The sequence below is a fragment of the Rhizobium sp. N324 genome (assembly GCF_001664485.1).
In the GTDB taxonomy this organism is placed as follows: domain Bacteria; phylum Pseudomonadota; class Alphaproteobacteria; order Rhizobiales; family Rhizobiaceae; genus Rhizobium.
Window position 1 is genome coordinate 1262266 of the sequence record NZ_CP013630.1, and the last position, 20981, is coordinate 1283246.

The 20981-nt window shown below is 62.9% G+C and carries 19 protein-coding genes; 6 read left to right on the forward strand and 13 right to left on the reverse strand.

The annotated features are described in order from the left end of the window. Window positions 1–88: 88 nt before the first annotated feature. The 3 genes from AMK05_RS06020 to AMK05_RS34425 all read right to left on the reverse strand — a co-directional run bounded on the left by AMK05_RS06020 (window position 89) and on the right by AMK05_RS34425 (window position 2676). Window positions 89–289 carry a hypothetical protein gene (locus AMK05_RS06020; protein ID WP_049734538.1) on the reverse strand — a complete coding sequence of 67 codons (201 nt, stop codon included), beginning with the start codon at window positions 287–289 and terminating at the stop codon, window positions 89–91. Window positions 290–723: 434 nt separating this feature from the next. Beyond that, on the reverse strand, window positions 724–2229 hold the full coding sequence (locus AMK05_RS06025) for a DegQ family serine endoprotease (protein WP_064837437.1): 1506 nt from the start codon (window positions 2227–2229) through the stop codon (window positions 724–726). Between the two features lie 198 nt (window positions 2230–2427). Beyond that, on the reverse strand, window positions 2428–2676 hold the full coding sequence (locus AMK05_RS34425) for a hypothetical protein (protein ID WP_143535816.1): 249 nt from the start codon (window positions 2674–2676) through the stop codon (window positions 2428–2430). 113 nt (window positions 2677–2789) lie between these two features. Here AMK05_RS34425 and AMK05_RS06035 point away from each other — a divergent pair, with 113 nt between their 5' ends. Both AMK05_RS06035 and AMK05_RS06040 read left to right on the forward strand, forming a co-directional pair. Then, window positions 2790–3827, forward strand: a complete 1038-nt coding sequence (locus AMK05_RS06035) for a LacI family DNA-binding transcriptional regulator (protein WP_064837441.1) — start codon at window positions 2790–2792, stop codon at window positions 3825–3827. Window positions 3828–3939: 112 nt separating this feature from the next. Beyond that, window positions 3940–4860, forward strand: a complete 921-nt coding sequence (locus AMK05_RS06040; protein WP_064837443.1) for a LysR family transcriptional regulator — start codon at window positions 3940–3942, stop codon at window positions 4858–4860. Window positions 4861–4864: 4 nt separating this feature from the next. Here AMK05_RS06040 and AMK05_RS06045 read toward each other — a convergent pair whose 3' ends face one another. From AMK05_RS06045 to AMK05_RS06070, 6 genes are all read right to left on the reverse strand, one after another. Next, window positions 4865–5818, reverse strand: a complete 954-nt coding sequence (locus AMK05_RS06045; protein ID WP_064841291.1) for an NmrA/HSCARG family protein — start codon at window positions 5816–5818, stop codon at window positions 4865–4867. A gap of 193 nt (window positions 5819–6011) precedes the next feature. Beyond that, a complete protein-coding gene (locus tag AMK05_RS06050; RefSeq protein ID WP_064837445.1) occupies window positions 6012–8306 on the reverse strand; it encodes a PBP1A family penicillin-binding protein in 2295 nt (764 codons plus the stop codon). A gap of 111 nt (window positions 8307–8417) precedes the next feature. Next, window positions 8418–9059 (reverse strand): peroxiredoxin-like family protein, encoded by a 642-nt coding sequence (locus AMK05_RS06055; protein ID WP_064837448.1) that lies wholly within the window; start codon window positions 9057–9059, stop codon window positions 8418–8420. 317 nt (window positions 9060–9376) lie between these two features. Further along, window positions 9377–10870 carry a sulfate adenylyltransferase subunit CysN gene (gene cysN / locus AMK05_RS06060; RefSeq protein WP_064837451.1) on the reverse strand — a complete coding sequence of 498 codons (1494 nt, stop codon included), beginning with the start codon at window positions 10868–10870 and terminating at the stop codon, window positions 9377–9379. A 1-nt stretch (window position 10871) separates the two neighbouring features. Further along, a complete protein-coding gene (cysD, locus tag AMK05_RS06065; RefSeq protein ID WP_064837453.1) occupies window positions 10872–11825 on the reverse strand; it encodes a sulfate adenylyltransferase subunit CysD in 954 nt (317 codons plus the stop codon). Window positions 11826–11927: 102 nt separating this feature from the next. Then, window positions 11928–12686: a phosphoadenylyl-sulfate reductase gene (locus AMK05_RS06070; RefSeq protein WP_064837455.1), complete on the reverse strand. Its 759-nt coding sequence runs from the start codon at window positions 12684–12686 to the stop codon at window positions 11928–11930. A 418-nt stretch (window positions 12687–13104) separates the two neighbouring features. On the opposite strand from AMK05_RS06070, the gene AMK05_RS06075 reads away from it, so the two are divergent. Beyond that, entirely contained in the window at window positions 13105–13551 is a 447-nt protein-coding gene (locus AMK05_RS06075) for an RrF2 family transcriptional regulator (protein WP_003569590.1), read from the forward strand. Window positions 13552–13569: 18 nt separating this feature from the next. On the opposite strand, the gene AMK05_RS06080 is transcribed toward AMK05_RS06075, so the two are convergent. Further along, window positions 13570–14904 (reverse strand): chloride channel protein, encoded by a 1335-nt coding sequence (locus AMK05_RS06080; protein WP_064837457.1) that lies wholly within the window; start codon window positions 14902–14904, stop codon window positions 13570–13572. Between the two features lie 413 nt (window positions 14905–15317). Between AMK05_RS06080 and AMK05_RS06085 the strand changes: the two genes are divergently transcribed. Both AMK05_RS06085 and AMK05_RS06090 read left to right on the forward strand, forming a co-directional pair. Further along, window positions 15318–15704 (forward strand): DUF6152 family protein, encoded by a 387-nt coding sequence (locus AMK05_RS06085; protein ID WP_064837460.1) that lies wholly within the window; start codon window positions 15318–15320, stop codon window positions 15702–15704. Between the two features lie 18 nt (window positions 15705–15722). After that, window positions 15723–16196, forward strand: coding sequence for a DUF6644 family protein (locus AMK05_RS06090; RefSeq protein WP_064837462.1), 474 nt, complete (start codon window positions 15723–15725; stop codon window positions 16194–16196). 116 nt (window positions 16197–16312) lie between these two features. Here the strand turns inward: AMK05_RS06090 and betA are convergent, their stop codons facing one another. The 3 genes from betA to betI form a co-directional block, all read right to left on the reverse strand. Then, a complete protein-coding gene (gene betA, locus AMK05_RS06095) occupies window positions 16313–17965 on the reverse strand; it encodes a choline dehydrogenase (RefSeq protein WP_064837464.1) in 1653 nt (550 codons plus the stop codon). A gap of 201 nt (window positions 17966–18166) precedes the next feature. Further along, a complete protein-coding gene (gene betB / locus AMK05_RS06100; protein WP_064837466.1) occupies window positions 18167–19630 on the reverse strand; it encodes a betaine-aldehyde dehydrogenase in 1464 nt (487 codons plus the stop codon). Next, window positions 19627–20253, reverse strand: a complete 627-nt coding sequence (betI, locus tag AMK05_RS06105) for a transcriptional regulator BetI (RefSeq protein WP_064837468.1) — start codon at window positions 20251–20253, stop codon at window positions 19627–19629. Before betI ends, betB begins: the two co-directional genes overlap by 4 nt. A gap of 157 nt (window positions 20254–20410) precedes the next feature. Here betI and AMK05_RS06110 point away from each other — a divergent pair, with 157 nt between their 5' ends. Beyond that, window positions 20411–20959, forward strand: coding sequence for an HdeD family acid-resistance protein (locus tag AMK05_RS06110; RefSeq protein WP_064837470.1), 549 nt, complete (start codon window positions 20411–20413; stop codon window positions 20957–20959). Window positions 20960–20981 lie beyond the last annotated feature (22 nt).

The following is a 20981-nucleotide window of genomic DNA, read 5'->3' on the forward strand; positions in this document are numbered from 1 at the left end:
CGCGGTCCACTGACCCATCCAGGATGGAGCAAACGATCCTTTGGCCGTGCCGGCTCGTGCAGCCCCAGACGCGAGGCCCCAAATCCGATCAATGCGTCAGCTGGCGCGACAGCATGAGGATGTAGTCGTCGGCGATATCGGCGACCACCATGGCGGCTTCCGCCGGCGGATAGCCTTTGCCGATGGCCTCGCCGAGGATTTTCATGACGAGAGGTTCGAGCGCTTCCCGGCAGTCTGCCAAGCTTTCGGCATGCGGGCATTTGGGACGAAACTGCAAGACGTTGTTCATGGCATACCCTCCATCTGATCGAGCTCGGCCCTTCTGCATGGAAGCCGGTCTCGTCAAGGAGGCGGGCCACGGTTCCGGCGAGCTTTCCCGGAGCCAAATTAGTGATCGTGAAAATACGATGGCACAGGGCTCGGCGTAATCAAGGTGAGGCTGATATTAAGGTAAGCCAGTAGGGTTAATTCGTCCACCGAGGGTTGATCGATCCTCAACCGGTATGTCAGGCTATGGCGCAACCCTTTGTTTGCGTGTCGCTTTCCGGGACGAAAAAGGCGGCGTTTTTTCAATTTTACGGGAAATGCCGATATTCGCCGCGCGCTGCGGCAGCGCTGACGTGCAAAGCGCCGGCATCTGTATCGGGACCGCACACCGAAAGGGAAAAGCCCGCTTTCACGGGCTTCTCCTTGTAAAGGCAAGTTTCGACATGCACGACGGTTTCAGGCCGCGGCAAAGGGCACGGCGACGAAGGTCTTGTTGCCGTCGCGTTCGATCAGCAACAGCACCGATTTGCGGCCGGCCTTGCCGGCCTCGGCGATCGCCGCTTTGGCATCGCGGGTGTTGTGAACCGGTCTGTCGTTGACCGAGACGATGACATCGCCCGACTGGATGCCGGCGGCAGCGGCCGATTTGTCCGGGTTGACGCTGGCGACCACCGCGCCGCTGACGGCGCGCGGCAGGTCGAGTTGCTGGCGCAGGTCGGGCGTCAGGTCGGCAAGGCCGATGCCGAGGCTCGGCTGGCCGCTGGCCTCACCCTTGCTGTCGGGGCTTCCGGCGGCGGCCTGTTTCTGGCCGTCCTCATTGGCGCCGACGGTGACGTTGAGATCAAGCTTGTCGCCGTCGCGCCAGATGCCGAGGGATTTCTTGGCGCCGGGCGAAAGGTCGGCCACCAGCCGCGACAGATCCTTCGGCGTCTTGACGGGCTCGCCGCCGACAGACGTGATGATATCGCCGGGCTTCACCCCGGCATGGGCTGCCGGCGTATCGGCGGTGACGGCGGCAACCAGCGCCCCGCCTGTCTTATCGAGGCCGACGGCATCGGCGACGTCCTTGGTCACTGGCTGGATCTGCACGCCGAGATAGCCGTGATCGATCGAGCCGTTTTTCTGCAGCTTGGCGACGATCGCTTTCGCCTCATCGGACGGAATGGCGAAGCCGACGCCGACACTGCCGCCGTTCGGCGAATAGATCGCCGTGTTGATGCCGACGACATTGCCGCTGCGGTCGACGAGCGGGCCGCCTGAGTTGCCGTGGTTGATCGGCGCGTCGATCTGGATGAAATCGTCATAGGGCCCGCTGTGCAGGTCGCGGCCGCGCGCCGAGACGATGCCGGCCGTCACCGTGGTGCCGATGCCGAAGGGGTTGCCGATCGCCAGGATCTGGTCGCCGAGCTTCAGCCGGTCGGAATCGCCCCAGGCAATGGTCGCCAGCGGCTTTCCCGCCTCTATCTTGATGACGGCGACATCGGATTTGGCGTCGGTGCCGATCAGCTTGGCCGGCAGTTCCGTGCCGTCGTCGAGCGTCACCTTGATGTCGACGGCATTGTCGATGACATGGTTGTTGGTGACAACAACGCCGTCCGGACTGATGATGAAGCCAGAGCCGAGCGCCAGCGCCTGCTGCGACGGCCGGTTTTTCGGCGCCTGGCGCGGCAGCGGAATGCCCTGATCCTCGAAGAACTGGCGGAACTGCTCGTCCATCGGCGAATCCTGCTGGCCGGCGCTGACATCGGTCGCCTTCACTGCGGTGGTGATGGTGACGACGGCAGGCTTGTCGGCATCGACGATGGAGGCAAAGGAGCCGCTCGCGGCGAGTATGCCGCCGGAATCCGCAGGCGCGGCAATGGCGTTCGGGGCGTTGATGGCGAAGGGCAGGCAGGCCGCACCGGCGATGACGGCAGCCCCGAAAAGGGCAGCAGTGCGATGTTTGCGGAGGATGTGTGACATGGGGATGGTCCCTTGCGAGAGCGTTGGCTTCAGATGGCGTCGCGGTTCCATGGCGTCGTGGTTCATGTCTTGGGACCTGGCGTCGGATGGCGTTTGGCGCCAATGCCTCTCATCGCAGCGCAGTCGTTGGGGGTCGACCGGGCGAATGAAAGAATTCGCGCTCGGGATTCATATGATCGCGGCCAGCGGATTTACAAATTAAATATTGATCATGTTTATATTGCCGATTTGTAAGATATGACGGGAATTTAATCTTGGCGTCGATGGATTTTCGGTCATCTGCCGCGGGCCGGAAAAATTGGCCGGCCTTTGCGTTTTGCCGCGCCTTCCCCGCATCCATTTCCTCCGAAAATAAATGGACTTATTCCCGCCGGCGGTGATCCGGCCGCCGCATGCGCCCGTAGTTTTGCCGACGGACGATCGCGCCGCTGCTTCCGGAAATTCCATTCCGAAATCTGTTGCGAATATAAAATGTTAGTAGACTCTAAATTATTTATTCTTCAGAAAGTGAAGACCGCGAATCGGGGGCGGGCGAGTCTCGCGGTGGCATATGAGGGGCAATGAGCAAGGCATTGGAGCGGGGGCGCAACGGCAAGGGCGGCCCGCATGTGACGTTGAGCGACGTGGCGAAGAAGGTGGGCGTCAGCCCGATCACCATCTCGCGTGCGCTTCGCAATCCGCAAATCGTCTCGGAGGATCTGCGCGAGGTGATCCTGCGCACGGTCGAGCAAATGGGCTATATCCCCAATCTTGCCGCCCGCGCTTTGGCCGGCCGCCACAACGGCGTCGTCGGCGTCATCACGCCGGCCTTGCACCAGTATGGCTTCACCGACCTGATGATTGGCATCGAGGATCGCTTCCGCAACACCGAGTTCACCGTGCAATATTCTAATACGCTGCGCCATGCCGAGGGCGAGGCCGGCCTGCTGCGATCTCTGCTGACGCAGAAGCCGGCCGGCGTCATCATCGCCGGCGCCGAATCCTATCGCGATCTTCTGCCGCTGATCGACAGCGCTGCCTGTCCGATCGCCCATATCGCCGATCTCAGCCAGGAGCCGCAAGCGCTGGTCGTCGGCCTCGATCATTATACGGCCGGCGCCGGGCCCACCCGCTTCCTGCTGTCGAGGGGTTATAAGCGGATCGCTTTCATGGGCCGCGGCGCGGATGTCCGCTCGCGCCGCCGCATAGAAGGCTATGAGGATGTGATGCGGGAAGCCGGGCGTTTCGACCCCGATCTCATCATCGGCGGCGATGCGCCAAGCCGCACCGGCCTCGGCAGGGAGCTGTTCTCCCGCCTATTGCAGAGCGTGCCCGATGTCGATGCCATCTTTGCCCAGAGCGATGAAATGGCGCTCGGCGTCCTCATCGAATGCAAGGCGCGCGGCATCCGCGTGCCGGAGGATCTCGGCATCTGCGGCTTCAACGATCTGGAATTCTCGGCCTTCATCGAGCCGTCGCTGACGACGGTGCACATTCCGCGCTACGATATCGGCTACCGCGCCGCCGACATGCTGCTGCGCGCCGTCCGCGACGAGCCCCCCAACGAAGACAAGAGCGACGTCGGCTTTACCATTATTCCGCGCGGGTCGACGCGGTAATCGGCTAGGATACCGGGACAATAGAAGCGAAGCCGAGCGCCGCTGAAGCTGGCGCTAGCCACAGTCCGGATTATTCCGTATATGGGCGAAATGACGTTTACTGTGCTGAAATATGGATAAGGCGGCGCTGTTTTTTGACAGGATGCACACCTTTGTTCGCGTCGCCGAGCGCGGCAACCTGTCGATGGTCGCAAGGGAGCTGGGCATCGGCCAATCCACCGTGACGCGGCACCTCAACGAACTCGAGGAGGCTGTCGGCGTGGCCCTCCTCAGCCGCACCACGCGTCGGGTCGCCCTGACGGAAGAAGGCAGTCGCTATTATACCAACTGCCTTCAGATACTGCGCCTGGTCGAACAGGCTGCTGAGGAAGCCAGAGATGCACGTAAGGCGCCGGCTGGCGCGGTTCGCCTCTCCTGTACGGCAGCGCTTGGCGTCATGCATGTCACGCGAATGATCTTCGACTTCCAGGACAGGCATCCTGATATCCGCGTCGACCTTAACCTGACCGACGAGCGTATCGACCTGGTTCGCGAGGGCGTCGACGTGGCGCTGCGTCTTGGACCGCTCGCCGACAGCTCAATGAAACTTCATGCGGTCGGAGAGAGCCAGCGGCTGCTGGTCGGCGCTCCGGCCTATCTGTCCGCTCGGGGACGGCCGGAGCGTCCGGCCGATCTGTCACGCTACGAAACCATCGTGATGTCCAACGTCGCAGGCAGCAATCAGCTCCTTCTTTCCGCGCCCGATGGCACCAGCCTGACGGTCCCCGTCAGCGGTCGGCTGCGCGTCGACCACGGGCTTGCGGCCCGCGAAGCGCTTGCCGCCGGACGCGGCATTGGTCCTACCCATCTTTGGTTGGTTCACGATCTTCTGGACGATGGCCGGCTCGAGGTGGTGCTCGGCGACTATCGGCCTTCGCCGGTTCCGCTGAGCTTGCTGATCGTGCCGGAGCGTGCAGCCATTGCCCGCGTTCGCCTCCTCGTCGACTTTCTTGCCGCGGAGATCGCCAAGCTGCCCGGAATCCGGCCATCGTAAGCCTTTAACCTCCGAAAGAGCGCTTGTCGCCGCGCCACCCTGTCGTTCGCAGAAACTGCTCCCAATTGAGCGTCTCGGGGGCCAGGCGACGGCTCCATTCGAGATCGTGCTCCTTGCCGAAATAGCCGTACTCGACAGCATATTCGACCATGCCGAGAAGCTCTCGAACGAGAAAATCGTTGGCGGCAAACTCCGGAAAATAGGCGAGCAAGCCGCCCCTCATGAAAGCATTCCGATACTCGGCCTTGAGGCCGGTCACGCGCTGAAAGGTTTCGACCATCTCGCGTGGAGAAATGATATCGCCGACGATCGGCAGCGTTTTGCCGTTATAGCGCTCGGGATTTGAGAAGATCTCGAGGACAACAGGCCCGGTCGCCGTCAGCGGATCGACAAACGGTGCGGCGAAATCTTCCGGCAGATAAATCGGCAAGAGCAGAGTGTCGCCTTCCATGCGCGGCGCATAATATTCGAGGAGATTGGTGTAGAAGAATGCCGGCATGATGAAGGAATGCGAGATCGGCAGGTCGCGAATGTGATCTGCAACGCGCGCTTTATCGGTGAAATGCGGCGCATATTTCGTTCCACCGGTGATCTTGTCGACATTCTCGAGCGTGCTGAAGACAATGTGCCCGACGCCGGCCTCCACCGCCGCGTCCGCCAGCTGCCGCCCGAGAGGAGCCTCGCTTGTCTCCGGCGGGGCGATCGGCGGCGTCATCAGAAAGGCGCCATCCGCGCCCTTGAATGCAGCAACGAGCTCCCTCTGGCGGCCGAGTTCGAGAGGTAGGGGGACGATTTCAGCGCCGAGTTTCCCGAGACGTAACGCTTCCGGCGAATCCTTTCTGCGCGTGAAAGCACGGACGCGGAAGCGCTGGCTTTCAAGGAGTGTCGCAACGACGCTGCGCCCCTGTTTGCTCGTTGCACCTGTTACTGCGATCAACGGCTTGTTGTCTGTAGACATGGCTTTCATCCTTTCCCTGTCGCTCGCGCCGACCGGAACGGCGGGCGTCTTGGCAAGGAAGGGCCGATCGCCCTGCCTCCACGGCGGGCACTCTATCGAAACAGGGATTATCGCTGTAGATGGCTGAAATGCATAAGATAGTGCCCTTTTATGGATAAGTGGCGGCAGGCCGCCCCACGCCCGCCGGACTACATCACTTTTCGCAAAGCCGTCGGCCGCCGGAATATGGCTGATAGGTACAATCGGACGGCCGGAAGGAGCGGTAACTGCGCGAGCAGGCGGTGATGTTGCAGGACTGCGGTGCGCCTTGACCATCATCTGCTGTTTCGGCCGATCGCACGCCGTTCAGCGTTGCTTCGCTCGTCGCCTCGCGCATGAAGTCCCGCCAGATATGCGCCGGCAGGCCGCCGCCCGTCACCCCCTTCATCGGCGCGTCATCATCATTGCCGACCCAGACGCCGACGACGAGGGCGTCGGTGAAGCCGACGAACCAGGCGTCACGATTGTCCTGGCTCGTGCCGGTCTTGCCGGCCGCAAACATGCCGGGATCCGCGCCGCGTCCGGTGCCGCGCTCGACCACCAGCTGCAGGAGGCCGAGGAGATCGGACTGATAGGGCGAAAGATCGACAGTCGGCTTTGACTGTGAGCCGACGCGAAACGTCTTGGGCTGCCCCGCCGCCTGGAAGTCGATGATGCCCCGGGGCTTGACGGGGGCCCTGCCGAGTTGGACGGAGGCATAGGCGCTGGTGAGATTAAGCAGATTGACTTCGGAGGTGCCGAGCGCCAGCGACGGCGTGTTGGCCAGTGGCGCATCGATGCCGAGTTCGCGGGCTGCGGCAATCACATTGTCGAGACCCACCTCTTGGGCAAGCGCCACCGACGCGGCATTCAGCGATCGCGCGAACGCCTCGGCAAGCGTGACCCAGCCGCTATAATTGCCACCGGAATTTTCCGGCGACCAGCCGTTGATGTCGATCGGCGCATCCAGAACCCGGTCGGATAGAGTGAGCCCGGCCTTCAAGGCTGCGTAATAGACGAACAGCTTGAAGGTGGAACCCGGCTGGCGCATCGCGGTGACGGCGCGGTTGAACTGGCTGGCCTTATAGTCGCGCCCGCCAACCATCGCGACGACCGCGCCGTCCGGCGTCATCGCAACCAAGGCGGCTTGCGATGCGCCGACCGACTTTCCTTCACCGTCCAGAGCCTTTTTCACGATCCGTTCGGCGCTCTGCTGCAACTGCGGCACCAGCGTGGTGCGCACCGTGGTCGAACCCGGCGAGGAGCCGGCGATTTCGCTCGCTTGCGGCGAAATCCAGTCGGCAAACCAGCTTCCGGAGCGCGGCGTTGGTGTCGTCGGGTGCAGCCTGGCAAAGCTCGTCTTGGCCGCCGCCGCCTGTGGCGCGGTGATCTTGCCATTGGCCGCCATCGCGTCGAGAACGACCATGGTGCGCTGCCGCGCGCCTTCGAAATTGTCGATCGGATTCCATTGGCTCGGCGCCCGCAGCAATCCCGCCAGCATCGCCGACTCCGGCAGGTCGAGAGCGTCGATGTCCTTGTTGAAATAGATGCGCGCGGCGGCAGGCATGCCGGTGGCGCCGGCGCCAAGATAGACGCTGTTGAGATAGCGCGTCAGGATTTCCGCCTTGCCGAGCTTCCACTCCAGCCAGAAGGCGATGACGACCTCCTGGATTTTTCGTTTTATGGTTCGGTCGCTGTCGAGATATTGCAGCTTGATCAGCTGCTGGGTGATGGTGCTGCCGCCTTCCACCACCGAGCCAGCTTCCAGGTTCCGCAGAAGCGCCCGCCCGATGCCCCTGGGGTCGATGCCGAAATGATCCATGAAGCGGCGATCCTCGATTGAGAGGACGGCATCGATCAGATGCGGCGGAAACTGCTCGTATCGGGCATAGGGTCCTTGATAAGGTCCTTGTCTCACCAGCGGCGCCCCGTCGGCGGTTTCCAGCACGACGACCGGCTTTAACGTTCCATCCCGTATTTCGCTCCAGGGCACGTCTTTCAGGGCCCACACCAGCACGCTTCCGACGACGAGGCAGACAAGAAAGACGAACCCCAAAGCGAATTTTCGCCATCCGGCGATGCGCCACGTGCTCTGTCGATTTTCACGCGGGCTTGAACGCCGATCGCGAATACGCCGCGCCGCCCCTGCCAAAGCAGTCGTCATCCATGTCAGGGGAGCCGACGCCATTCCAGGCCGCGTCGATCTCTTGAGCTTCGCCCCCCAAAACAATGCGGCCGTCTTGATCTTTGCCAAGGCAGAACTTGCCTGCACATCCTGACGTATCGCCCGTAACAGCGTCCTTGCGGCCCGCCTGGTTTGGTCGAAGGATCCATGGGGCGGCTGCGGGTCGTCGACTGGGGTTCCCGGCGAATCCGAGGCGGCCGCCGGCGCTGCCGACTCCAGGGTCTGATTGCGGCCCGAGCTCGAGCTGCTAACGTTTTCACCTGAGGATTCGGGAGAATTGGGCATCGCTTACCGCAAAAAAAGAAACGCAGCATGACCTTTATAGCGGGGTGATGCTGCGTGTTCCACCGTAAAAGGCTCACCCGCACGGTGGGTCGTCGGGCGGGTTTTTCGTTGTCAATGTGCGACTTGGGAAGCTGCCGACATCAATTCCTGGGAATTCGGTGCCGTGTAGGTCTGGAGCCCGGCCTCCAGAACTTCAGTGAAGCTCCAGCGCACGATGCCCTCCCGGTCGATCAGGAACTGACCGACAAGCTGCCCGTGGTCGGCCGTCATCATCTGCTGATCGGCTTCGGTAATTTGATATCCTTCCTTCTCGTTGAGAAATTCGTCCATTGCCATCACGCTCATAGGCTCGGGCAATTCGCCCGGAAGATCGATCCGTATCGCCATGGCCGTGTCGATCCCGACCTCGCGCAAGCCGAAGGCTTGGTGCGAAGCCCGCACGGGGTCGGAAGCAGCAAGGAGATCGGGTATCGGATGGTAACGGAAATAGAGCCGCGCGCGTTCGACCGGGGTGTTTACAACCGCCAGGGATTGGACGCCTTTCTCACGCAGCATCGGGTTGAGATATGCCATGGCCGCGACATGGCGCCGGCAGAACGGACAATGCAGGCCGCGAAACAAACCGATCAACACCGGGCTGTGGCCACGAAAATCATCAAGCGCGATCTTCCCCTCGCGCGAGATCGCATCAAACACAACGTTTGGGACCCGGTCGCCCGGTTGTAGCGGATGGTCGACAGAGCGTGTGGACATGGACAACCTCCTCGCTCGGGGATCAGCCGAGAAAAGGCGCCACGTTAGGTCGAGGTCGAAATTGAGCGTTGCAAGGCATGACCTCTCGTCTTACCGCACCGCCAGGATCGGATCTAAAATGGTCTCACATTGGCGCACGGGCAAGCGCTAAACAGCGAATCGTGAATTGAAAAAGTCCGTTTTCTGCAAATTGGGATATTTTTTGGCGGCAGAGGCCGGCACAGAAAATTGAGCTGAGGGATAGGAATCCGCCAGCCCTGCAGCCCGCGGATTCGGCCTCGCATAAGAGGCCAGCCGTGCTGGCCCCTTATCTCCTGTCAGATATCGCTTGCAGCGCTCGACCAGAGCTCTGCCGCTTCGGCCGCCGTCATGCGGCGCACCTCGGCCTCGTGGCTGCGGCTGGCGAAGAGTTCGCTGGCCATGATCTGCTCGGCAAGATCGGCAGGCAGCGAGAGGATGACGCGGCCTTCGCCATTGTGCAGGCCGCCGAGTTCGGTGCGTTTGCCCGTTACCATGCCGCCGGCGACCGTGTTGTTGGTCTCCGGGTCGATCAGGATGAAGGAGCCGGACAGCCGGTTCTGCTCATAGGGGTCGAAGATCGCCGCCTCGTCGAAGACAAGCCGGACTTTGCCGATGGCGTTCATGTAGAGCCGCTGGGCGGCAGTCCAGCTGCCGGTCTTCAGCTCGAGCTGGCTGAGCGGCTGCACCTGAACGCGCTGGCGGCGCGAACCGCTCTTCAGCCAGTAGCGTTTGCCGGGCTCGATGCCCTCGGGCTGCAGCGCGACGATCTGCGCGTCGAAGGCGAGGCCGACCTGCGGCTGGGCGTCGATCGAGACGATCATGTCGCCGCGTGCCACATCGACCTGGCGGTCGAGCACCAGGGTAATCGCATCACCGGCGACCGCGGCATTGCGCACCAGATCGAAGGTGACGATCTTGGAGACATTGGCGACCATGCCCGACGGCAGGATCATGACGCTGTCGCCCGGCTTGACCGAGCCGCCGGCAACCGTGCCCTGATAACCGCGGAAGCTTTCGCCGGGGCGCGAGACGCGCTGCACCGACAGGCGGAAGCCGACCGTCTGCGACGAGCGCACGGTCGCAAGCTCCAGCGTCTCCACCAGCGTCGGGCCGCTGTACCAGGGCATGGCGGCCTGGCCGGAATAGACGACGTTTTCGCCCTTCAGCGCCGACATCGGAATGGCGGTGATCTGCTTGACGCCGAGCGACAGCGCGAATTCCCGGAATTCATGGCTGATCTTGTCGAAGCCGGCGCGGTCGTAGCCCGTCAGGTCGATCTTGTTGACGGCGAGCACGAACTGCTTGATGCCGAGCAACGAGGCGATCGTCGCGTGACGGCGCGTCTGTTCCAGAATGCCGAAGCGGGCATCGACAAGCAGGATGGCGAGATCGGCGGTCGAAGCACCGGTCGCCATGTTGCGGGTGTACTGCTCGTGGCCGGGCGTGTCGGCAACGATGAAGGAGCGCTTGTCGGTCGAGAAATAGCGATAGGCGACATCGATGGTGATGCCCTGTTCGCGCTCGGCCTGCAGGCCGTCGAGCAGCAGCGCGAAGTCGGGCAGGCCGAGATCGTTCTGCTTGCCGGTGGAATCGCGCTGCAGGGTGGCGGCCTGGTCTTCCTTGACCGCCTTGGTGTCCCAGAGCAGGCGGCCGATCAGGGTCGACTTGCCGTCATCGACGCTGCCGCAGGTAATCAGGCGCAGCGGGCGCGAGTCGCGCTGGGCCTTCTGCGGTTCGGCCGCGGGCAGGCTGACGGCGGTGGCCGAGACGGCGGTGTTGGCTGCGGTCATCTCAGAAATATCCTTCACGCTTCTTCTTTTCCATGGAGCCGGACTGGTCGCGGTCGATGGCGCGGCCCTGGCGTTCGGACACCGTTGCGATTTCGAGTTCGGCAATCACCTCTTCCAGCGTGGTCGCCTGGGAGCGGATGGCGCCGGTCAGCGGGAAGTCGCCGAGGGTGCGGAAGCGGATCATGCCTTCCTGGCGGACTTCGCCGGGCAGCAGTTCCAGGCGCGGATCCTCGGCCAGGATCATCATGCCGTCGCGCTCCACGAAGGGCCGCTTCTTGGCGTAATAGAGCGGCACCAGCGGAATGTCTTCGGCCTGGATGTAACGCCAGATATCCACCTCGGTCCAGTTCGACAGCGGGAAGGCGCGCACGCTCTCACCCTTGCGGATCATGCCGTTATAGACGTTCCACAGTTCCGGCCGCTGGTTGCGCGGGTCCCAGCGATGGTCGGGCGTGCGGAAGGAATAGATGCGCTCCTTGGCGCGGCTGGCCTCCTCGTCGCGCCGCGCGCCGCCGAAAGCGGCGTCGAACTGGCCGGCATCGAGTGCCTGGCGCAGACCCTCGGTCTTCATGATGTCGGTGAAGGCGGCCGAACCATGGGTGAAGGGGGTGATGTTTTCGGCCGCACCGCGCGGATTGATGTGCTCGATCAGGTCGAGATCGTACTTCCTGGCGGTCTCGTCGCGGAAGGCGATCATCTCGCGGAACTTCCAGCCGGTGTTCACATGCAGCAGCGGGAAGGGCACGCGGCCGGGATAGAAGGCCTTGCGCGCCAGGTGCAGCAGCACCGAGGAATCCTTGCCGATCGAATAGAGCATGACCGGACGCTCGAATTCGGCCGCAACCTCGCGGAAGATATGGATGGATTCGTTTTCCAGCGCCTTCAGATGCGGGTCGAGCGGCGCCTTGGCGCTCTGCGGGTTGCTGAGTTCCGTATCCGGACGGCTATCGGGCATGTCTTACTCCAGACTGTCGATCTTTGCGGCTGCCCACAAAGCAATTCTTGAGGTGTCGGATTTCCGGGGCGGCGGTTGCCGCACCCTGGAGCCATGGATTGGTTATTGTGCGGCGATCACCGCGGCCTCTTCGGCGACATGCAGGCCGCATTCGCGCGTCTCGTCCTGCTCCCACCACCAGCGGCCGGCGCGTTCCGGCTCGCCGGGCTTGATCGCCCGCGTGCAGGGCTCGCAGCCGATCGAGGGATAGCCGCGGGCATGCAGCGGATTGACCGGCACGCCGTTGTCGGACACGAAGGCCTTGATCGCCTCCAGGTCCCAATCGGCGAGCGGATTGACCTTCAAGAGGTGCCGTTCTGCGTCATACTCGGCAAAGGGCGTCTCGGCACGGTTGGCCGACTGGCCGCGGCGCAGGCCGGTGATCCAGATCGTCGCCCCTTCGAGTGCGCGCGCAAGCGGCTTCAGCTTGCGCACGCCGCAACAGGCATGCCGTGCTTCGACGCTCTCGTAGAAGCCGTTGAGGCCGTATTTCGCTGCATAGGCGTCGAGATCGGCCTTCTCGGGCTCGTAGCGCTGGATATGGATGTCGTACTGGCTTTCCGTCTCTTCGATCAGCGACAGCGTCTCGGCAAACAGCCGGCCGGTCTGCAGCGTCGCGACGTCGATCGGCAGGCGGTGCGTGCCGATTTCGGCGGTGATCACCTGGTCCTCGATGCCGAGCGAGGTGGTGAACACCACGCGGCCGCCAAGGCCGGAGACCAGCGACAGACGCCCGGCCAGGTCGAGACCCGCCAGCTTGTCGTTCAGCGCCCCGGCTTCCGCAATCGGCCCTTTTTCTGCAATCCTATTGATAACAGTCATGAGAATCCTGTCCTTTGTTGACGGGAGTATCGCAGTTCAATCCTGGATCGGACAGAAAAAGGGATTTCGAAAGCTGCGGCCGGAGGAGCAAATATCTCTCCGAAGCTGCCGCAATGCAAAAAAACAGCCGCCCGAGGACAAAAGTCCCCGCGAACAGCTTGTATGTCTATAAAAATAGTAGAGTTACACGCGGCCTGTCAATCCGAAATCTGAAGTGATGCCGAAAAAGGTGCAGAGCAGGCGGTTTTGGCGTAGATTGCCGGCGCTTGGCCAAGAACAAAAAACAAGGCCAAAACGCTTGATCCTCAAGGCTTTCCACGGCGCGTTCAAATTCCGTTCATGCTGACTATGCCATAGAGGCGAAAGTACTTCCGTAGCGGCGCGGAGATTCGCGCCGCCTGTGTGTCGATGGTCTGAGATGATTACGCAAAAGGCGAAATATGCGCTGCGGGCGCTGACGGTTCTGGCGGATGCCGACGCCGACGAACCGGTGATGATTTCCGACATCGCCGCCCAGCAGAAGATCCCGAAGAAGTTCCTCGAACAGATCCTGCTCGACCTGAAGCATCACGGCATCGTCGTCAGCCGCCGCGGCAAGCAGGGAGGCTATCTCCTGCTGAAGCCCGCCCACACCATCACCTTCGGCGAGATCCTGCGCATCATCGACGGCCCGATCGCGCCGTTGCCGTGCCTGTCGATCACCGCCTACCGCCGGTGCGACGATTGCGACGGCGAACAGAACTGCCAGATCCGCCACGTCTTCGCCAAGGTCGCCGATGCCACCCGCAAGGTGCTGTTCTCGACGACCATCGCCGACGCCGTCGGCCCAAGACATGGCGCCGAAGTCACCAGGCTGCTCGCCTGAGCGGCCGCTTTCCTCAGATCATCCCGCTTCGGCCCGCCGGGCTCTGATCGCCGCGGCGATGAAGACGCGCGAGAGGCCGTGATACAGCGGCTCGCGCGACAGGAGCCGCGAGGTGATGTAACCGATCATCGACACCGCCATGATCGGGATGACGGCTTGGTGATCGCCGGTCATTTCCAGAATGATGACGAAGGCCGTCATCGGCGCCTGCACCACGCCGGAGAAATAGCCGGCCATGCCGAGGATCGCCGCGAGCGCAATGCCGCTGCCCATCAACTGGCCGACGGTGCTGCCGAAGCCGGCGCCGACGGCAAGCGAAGGCGCGAAGATGCCGCCCGGAATGCCTGAAATCATCGACAGGAAGCCGGCAACCAGCTTTTCCAGGAAGAAGACGAGGGGAAGGGGGGTGCCCTCGACGGCCCCTTTCGCCTGGTCGTAACCGGTGCCGAAGGTGGTGCCGCCCGAGAGCAGGCCGATGATGGCGACGGCAAGGCCGCAGACGGCCGCCAGCAGCACCATCCGCCGCAGCGGCTGCGGCTGCGCGAAACGGCGGATATGCTGGCCGGCATGGAGCGCAAGGCCGCTGAATGCAGCGCCAAGGGCGCCGCCGCCGATGCCGCAGACGAGCACCAGTCCCCAGTCGCGCGGCGATGCCGGCGCAACCGATGTCGAGCCGAAATAATTATAGCTGCCGGCAAGCCCGAGCGCGGCAAGGCCCGACAGGATGACGGCGGTCAGCACGAGGCCGTTGGCACGCGATTCATAGGTCCGGCTCATCTCCTCGATGGCAAAGACGATGCCGGCGAGCGGCGTGTTGAAGGCGGCGGCGATGCCGGCCGCCGAACCGGCAAGGATCAGGCCGCGGGCTTGCGCCATGCCGCCGAAGCGGGCAACCGCCAGCATGATCGATGCGCCCACCTGCACCGTCGGCCCTTCGCGGCCGATCGATGCGCCGCTGAGGAGGCCGAGCACCGTCAGCACGATCTTGCCGAAGACGAGCCGCAGCGACAGCAGGCGGGTGCGGTCTTCCGGGTCGCGCAGATGCCGGGCGGCGATCGCCTGGGGAATGCCGCTGCCCTGCGCGTTCGGGAAAAACCGCGCGGCGAGATAGGCCGACAGCATGAAGCCGAGCGGCGTGATGACGAGCGGCAGCAGGAAGCCCCATTCGCCCGATGTGGTCAGGCCGGCAAAGGCGCGCTGGGCGAGATCGGCAAGCCTGGCAAAGCCGACGCTGATGATGCCGATCGCAAAGGCGCCGAACCAGAAGATCAGCCGTGGGCGCCAGAGTGCGAGGGAACCCCAGAGAACACGGGAGCGGCGTAGAAGTCGGGATTTGCGATACAACACTGGCATGCCGAAACGGATGTTGGATAGACGCTCTTCCTAGAGCTTTTCCTGGTTAGATTGAAGCATTCTGCCGGAGCAGGTTTTCGTCAGGGCAGAGGCGATTGGCGATGGGCATACCCCTTGGTACGTCCGAGCCGATCGCCTCTGATCCTGGCGGAAAGATGCCCGGCCCTTCGGGTTGGCTGAAACGGGCCGGCTGATCGACCGGCCGGCTTGGCCGTAGAGCTGGGCTACGACGCGCGCCGGCCGGTCGACCATCCGACTCCGTTTGAGCCAACAGAATGCTTCAATCTAACCAGGAAAAGCTCTAACCCCGTTTGCCGGGAAAGGACCATCTCTTTCTTCAAAATTTGGTGAAATGGCTTTTCACGCCGCCGCAATGCTCCACCTGCCTGCCCATTCGGGTAGGGAGAAGATCCATGTTTGCACTTTCGACAAAGCATGTGCTGGCTGCCGTCGGTCTGTCGGCCGCCCTGGCGACGAGCGCTGCCGCCCATCACGGCTGGTCGTGGGCGGAGGCCGATCAGATCGAGCTTCGCGGCACCATCGAGAAGATTTCCATGGGCGGGCCGCATCCGACCCTCGATGTCGCCACCACCGATGACGGCCTCTGGCGTGTCGAACTCGGCAATCCGCGCCAGACGGAGCGCTCCGGCTTCGTCGAGGGCGTCGCCAAACCAGGCGATCAGGTGATCGCCCTCGGAAACCGTTCGCAGGATCCGCAGGAGAAGCGGATGAAGGCGGTGCGCATCACCATCGGCGAGAAGCGCTACGATATCTATCCCGACCGCATCAAGACGAACTGAGCCAGGGCGAACCGAGAAGTGATCGCCGTCCTCGAATGGCTGTCAGCCACCGCACCCGCGGTCGCGCTCCGGCGCTCCGCAACACTCTACATGTTCGTCAATACAGCCCATATCCTGGCGATCGGCCTGCTCGTCGGCGCCATCCTGCCGCTTGATCTCAGGCTTGCCGGCTTTTTCCGCAAGGTGCCGGTGGAGATCGTCGCGCCGTTTCTGTCGCGTTCGGCGGGCATCGGCCTTGCCGCGGCCATTCTCACCGGCGTCTGTCTCTTCAGCGTCCGGGCTGCCGAATATGCCGCCAATCCGGCGTTCCTTGCCAAGCTTTGCCTGATTGCCTTCGGATTGCTCAATGTACTGGCGGTGCACGCCGGACATGCCTGGCGAACGGCAACCACGGTCGGCATTCTGCGCCCGGCGATAAGAGTTTCGGCGGCTCTGTCGGCGACGATATGGATCGCTACCCTTGTGGCGGGTCGCTGGATCGGGTTTCTCTGATGCGGTCGCTCCCTATTTCCAGCCGAGGCGCATCGGCTTGCGCCTGTGCAGGAGAGTTGAATAGACCGCCATGATCAGTCGCCGTCCGTCACCAGCGCGAAGAAGATTATCACTGACTATCTGTCACTCACCGCCGCCCTTGGATTAACCCACGGCTCCTGGTTGGAGCGTGCCAGCGGCTGTTTGCCGAGGATGTGGTCGGCCGCTTTCTCGCCGGTCATGATCGACGGGCCGTTCAGGTTGCCGTAGGTGACGTGCGGGAAGATCGAGCTGTCGGCGACGCGTAGGCCATCGACGCCGATCACCCGGGTCTGCGGATCGACCACGGCCATCGGATCGTCCTTGGCGCCCATCTTGCATGTGCCGCAGGGGTGGTAGGCGCTTTCCAGATGCTCGCGCAGGAAGGCGTCGATCTCTTCGTCGCTCTGCACGCCCTCTCCGGGCTGGATCTCTGCCCCGCGATAGTCGTCGAAGGCCTTCTGGCCGAAGATCTCGCGGGTGAGGCGCACGCAGTGGCGGAATTTCTCCCAGTCCTCGGCATGGCTCATATAGTTGAAGCGCAGCACCGGCTCGGCCTTCGGGTCGGGCGAACGCAGCGTCACGCTGCCGCGCGATTTCGACAGGTTGTAACCGACATGCACCTGGAAACCATGGCTTTTGGCCGCCGCCTTGCCGTCATAGCTGATCGCCACCGGCAGAAAATGATACTGGATGTCGGGCTGCTTCAGCCCCGGTGCTGAGCGAAGGAAGGCGCAGGCCTCGAACTGGTTGGAGGCGCCGAGCCCGCCCTTCGACAGCAGCCATTGCGCGCCCGCCACCCCCTGCCAGAACCAGGGCAGCCAGGAATAGAGCGACACCGGTTTGGTGCTGATCTGCTGGAAATAGAATTCCATATGGTCCTGCAGATTGGCGCCGACACCCGGCCGGTCGGCCTTCACCTCGATGCCCATCTCCTTCAGATGCTCGGCCGGTCCGATGCCCGAGAGCATCAAAAGCTTCGGCGAATTGAACGAGGAGGCCGAGACGATCACCTCGCGGTTCGCCTTCACCACCTCGATCCTGCCGCCGCGGTCGATCTCGACGCCCGTCGCCCGGCCGTTCTCGATCATTACCTTGCGCGCGAAGCCGTAGACGATCTCGACATTCTTCCGCTTCAGCGCCGGTTTCAGATAGGCGTTGGCGGCAGACCAGCGGCGGCCGGAAAAGATGGTCTGCTCCATCAGCCCGAAGCCTTCCTGCTTGCTGCCGTTATAATCCTCCGTCGTTTCGAAACCCGCCTGTTTGCCGGCCTCGATGAAGGCGCGAAACAGCGGATTGGTGAAGCCGCCGCGCTGGACATGCAGCGGCCCCTCGGTGCCGCGCCAGCCCTCCTCGCCGCCATGCGAATGTTCCATCCGCTTGAAATAGGGGAGCACGTCGGCATAGGCCCAGCCGCTGGCGCCAAGCTCCTCCCAGCGGTTGAAATCCTCGGCATGGCCGCGCACATAGACCATACCGTTGATCGAGGAGGAGCCGCCGATCACCTTGCCGCGCGGCGCGGTGATGCGCCGGTTGTTGAGGTTGGGCTCCGGCTCGGACAAATAGCCCCAATTGTAGCGCTTCATGCTCATCGGCCAGGCAAGGGCGGCCGGCATCTGGATGAATGGCCCGAAATCGCTGCCGCCCGCCTCGATGACGAGAACCGAATTCTTGCCGTCTTCGGAGAGGCGATAGGCGAGGGCGGACCCCGCCGAGCCCGAGCCGATGATGACGAAATCTGCTTGTTGCATAACGTTCCCTTAGATTCTTTTGCAACGGGCTAAAGACCCCGCCCCAAACCCCTCCCCACAAGGGGGGAGGGGCTTAACTTGCGGCACCGCCTTGCTCCGAAATCAGCACCGCAAGCGGTGCGATCGAAGAAGAGTAAAATCGGTGCGGCATTCTCGCCCCTCCCCCTTGTGGGGAGGGGTTGGGGAGGGGTCTTTTCACTCTCAATACGGCGCCGCTACCGGCCCCATGCCGACATAAACGGTCTTCAGCTCGGAATAATGCTCCAGCGCCGCCAGCGAATTCTCGCGGCCGAAGCCGGATTGTTTCGAGCCGCCGAAGGGGATCTCCACCGGGCAGAGATTGTAGGTGTTGATCCACAGCGTGCCCGCCTCCAGCCGGTCGACGACGCGGTGGGCGCGGGTGAGGTCGGCGGTAAAGACGCCGCCGGAGAGGCCGAATTCGCTGGCATTGGCGCGTGTGATGACCTCGTCCTCATCGTCGAAATCGAGCACCGACATTACAGGCCCGAAGATCTCCTCGCGGGCGATGCTCATGTCGTCGGTGACGTCGGCAAACACCGTCGGCTGCACATAATAGCCTTCGCCGGAAACATTGTTGGGAATGCCGCCGCCGGCGACAAGCGTTGCGCCCTCGGCCTTGCCCTTTTCGATATAGGCGACCACCTTCTCGCGTTGCGCCCAGGAAACCATCGGGCCGATCTGCGTCGCCTCATCCATCGGGTCGCCGATCAGCATCGCCTCGGTGCGCGCTTTCAGTCGCTTCAGGAACTCGGCCTTAACAGCCTTCTGCACGAAGACACGGGTGCCGTTCGAGCAGACCTGGCCTGTGGAATAGAAATTGCCGAGCATGGCGCCGCCGACCGCCGAATCGAGATCGGCATCGTCGAAGACGATGAGCGGCGACTTGCCGCCGAGTTCCATCGTCACATGCTTGAGGCTGCCGGCGGCGGCGGCCGCCACCCGGCGCCCTGTCGGCACCGAGCCTGTCAGCGATACCTTGGCGACATCGGGATGGTTGACGAGCAGCGGCCCGGTGTCGCGGTCGCCCTGGATGACGTTGAAGAGCCCCTTCGGCAGCCCCGCCTCATGCAGGATCTCGGCGATCTTCAGGGCGCCGAGCGGGGTATTCTCAGACGGCTTGAACACCATGGCATTGCCGCAGATGAGTGCCGGGGCCGCCTTCCAGCAGGCGATCTGCTGCGGATAGTTCCAGGCGCCGATGCCGATGCAGACGCCGAGCGGCACCCGCTTGGTATAGGCGAAATCCTGGCCGAGCGGGATATGCGAACCATTCAGGCCGGCGGGTGCGACGCCGCCGAAGAATTCGAAGGCATCGGCGCCCGAGGTCGGATCGGCGACGATCGTCTCCTGGATCGGCTTGCCGGTATCGAGCGTTTCCAGTTCGGAAAGCGCCCGGTTTCTCTCGCGCATGATCTCGGCGGCGCGCTTGAGGATGCGCCCGCGCGCCATCGGGCTCATCGCCGCCCATTCCGGCTGGGCGCGTCTGGCCGCCGCGATCGCCTTCTCGACGATCGCAGGCGTTGCCGCATGCAGCCGGGCGATCACCTCGCCGGTCGCGGGATAGAGGCTCTCGATGACGGTGCCGTCTGTGTCCTCGACATATTCCCCGTCGATGAAGTGCGAGGCTTTCGGCTGGGCTTTCATGTCATTTGTCCTTGGATGGTTTGAGGTGATCGTCCCCTGTGCTCGCGGGGAGAAGGGGAGACGGCGGCCAGAAGCGCGTTCAGATAATCCTCCGTCAGCGCGATCGAGGCTTCGATGCCGATCGGCGCCGATTTCAGACTTTGCCTGATGTAGAGCCCGTCGATCATCGCCGCAGCGCCCTCGGCGATGCGTTCTGCGGCGTCGGCCGGCAGCAGCGCCTTGAGATCGGCAAGCAGGTTGGAGCGCAGCCGGCCGGCATAGATCACCAGGAAGCGCCGGGTTTCCTCCGAGCGCTGCGCTTCGGCGTAAAAGGCAAGCCAGGCGGCAATCGTGTCGGGAGCGAACTGGTCGGCATGGAAGTTGACCCGGATGACGGCCGACAGCCGTTCACGCGGTGTGCACGCCGCCTTCAGCGCCGCCACCGTATCGCGGCGCAACTGCCGCAGCAGTGAGCGGATCGTCTCGATCAGCAATTGCTCCTTGCTGCCGAAATAATGATGCGCGAGAGCTGGCGACACGCCCGCCTGGCGGGCGATGTCGGACATGGTGACGGCAAGCGAGCCGTGATCGCCGATCACCCGCAGCGCCGCATCGACAAGCGCCTTGCGGCGCACTGGCTCCATTCCGACTTTCGGCAAACCGCCAACTCCTCACGCATTTTCGACAAGGATATTTTTGATTGACTGATCAATCAACAAAAATTTTGGCCGAATTGATTTGGCGCAGATCTTTTCCGGAGAAGCGGGCGCAACATATTCGAAGTTGATCAGGAGGTGTGCCATGACCAGCGTCTTCAACGAAATGCCCGGATCCCCGCTTCGGTCGAAATGGGTCTGGTTCCTCGGCCTCGGCGTGCTGCTTCTTATCTGTGGCCTCATCGCTCTCAGCAACCTGTTGATGGCGACCGTCGCGTCGGTCTTTTACGTCGGCATGCTCATGCTGGCAGGCGGTGTCATCTATCTCGTCCACGCATTTCAGGTGCGCCGTTGGGATCAAGTGCTCTTCTGGGCCCTGAGCGGCGTGCTTTACGTGCTTGCCGGCATCTTCGCCTTCATCAATCCCATCTTCACCTCGGCGGCCCTGACGCTGTTTCTGGCGATTGCGCTGCTGGTGGCCGGCATTTTCCGCCTCTGGGTCGGGATGCGGATGCGGCCGCTGAAGGGCTGGCGCTGGATCGCGATCAGCGGCGTCATGACTGCGCTGGCCGGCTTCGTCATCGCGCTGGGCTGGCCGGTGAACAGCTTCTGGATCCTCGGTCTGTTCCTGGCCATTGATCTCATCATCCAGGGTTCGACCATGATCGCCTTCGGCCTCGGCATCCGCAGTTGAAGCCCTTTTTGATACGCCTATT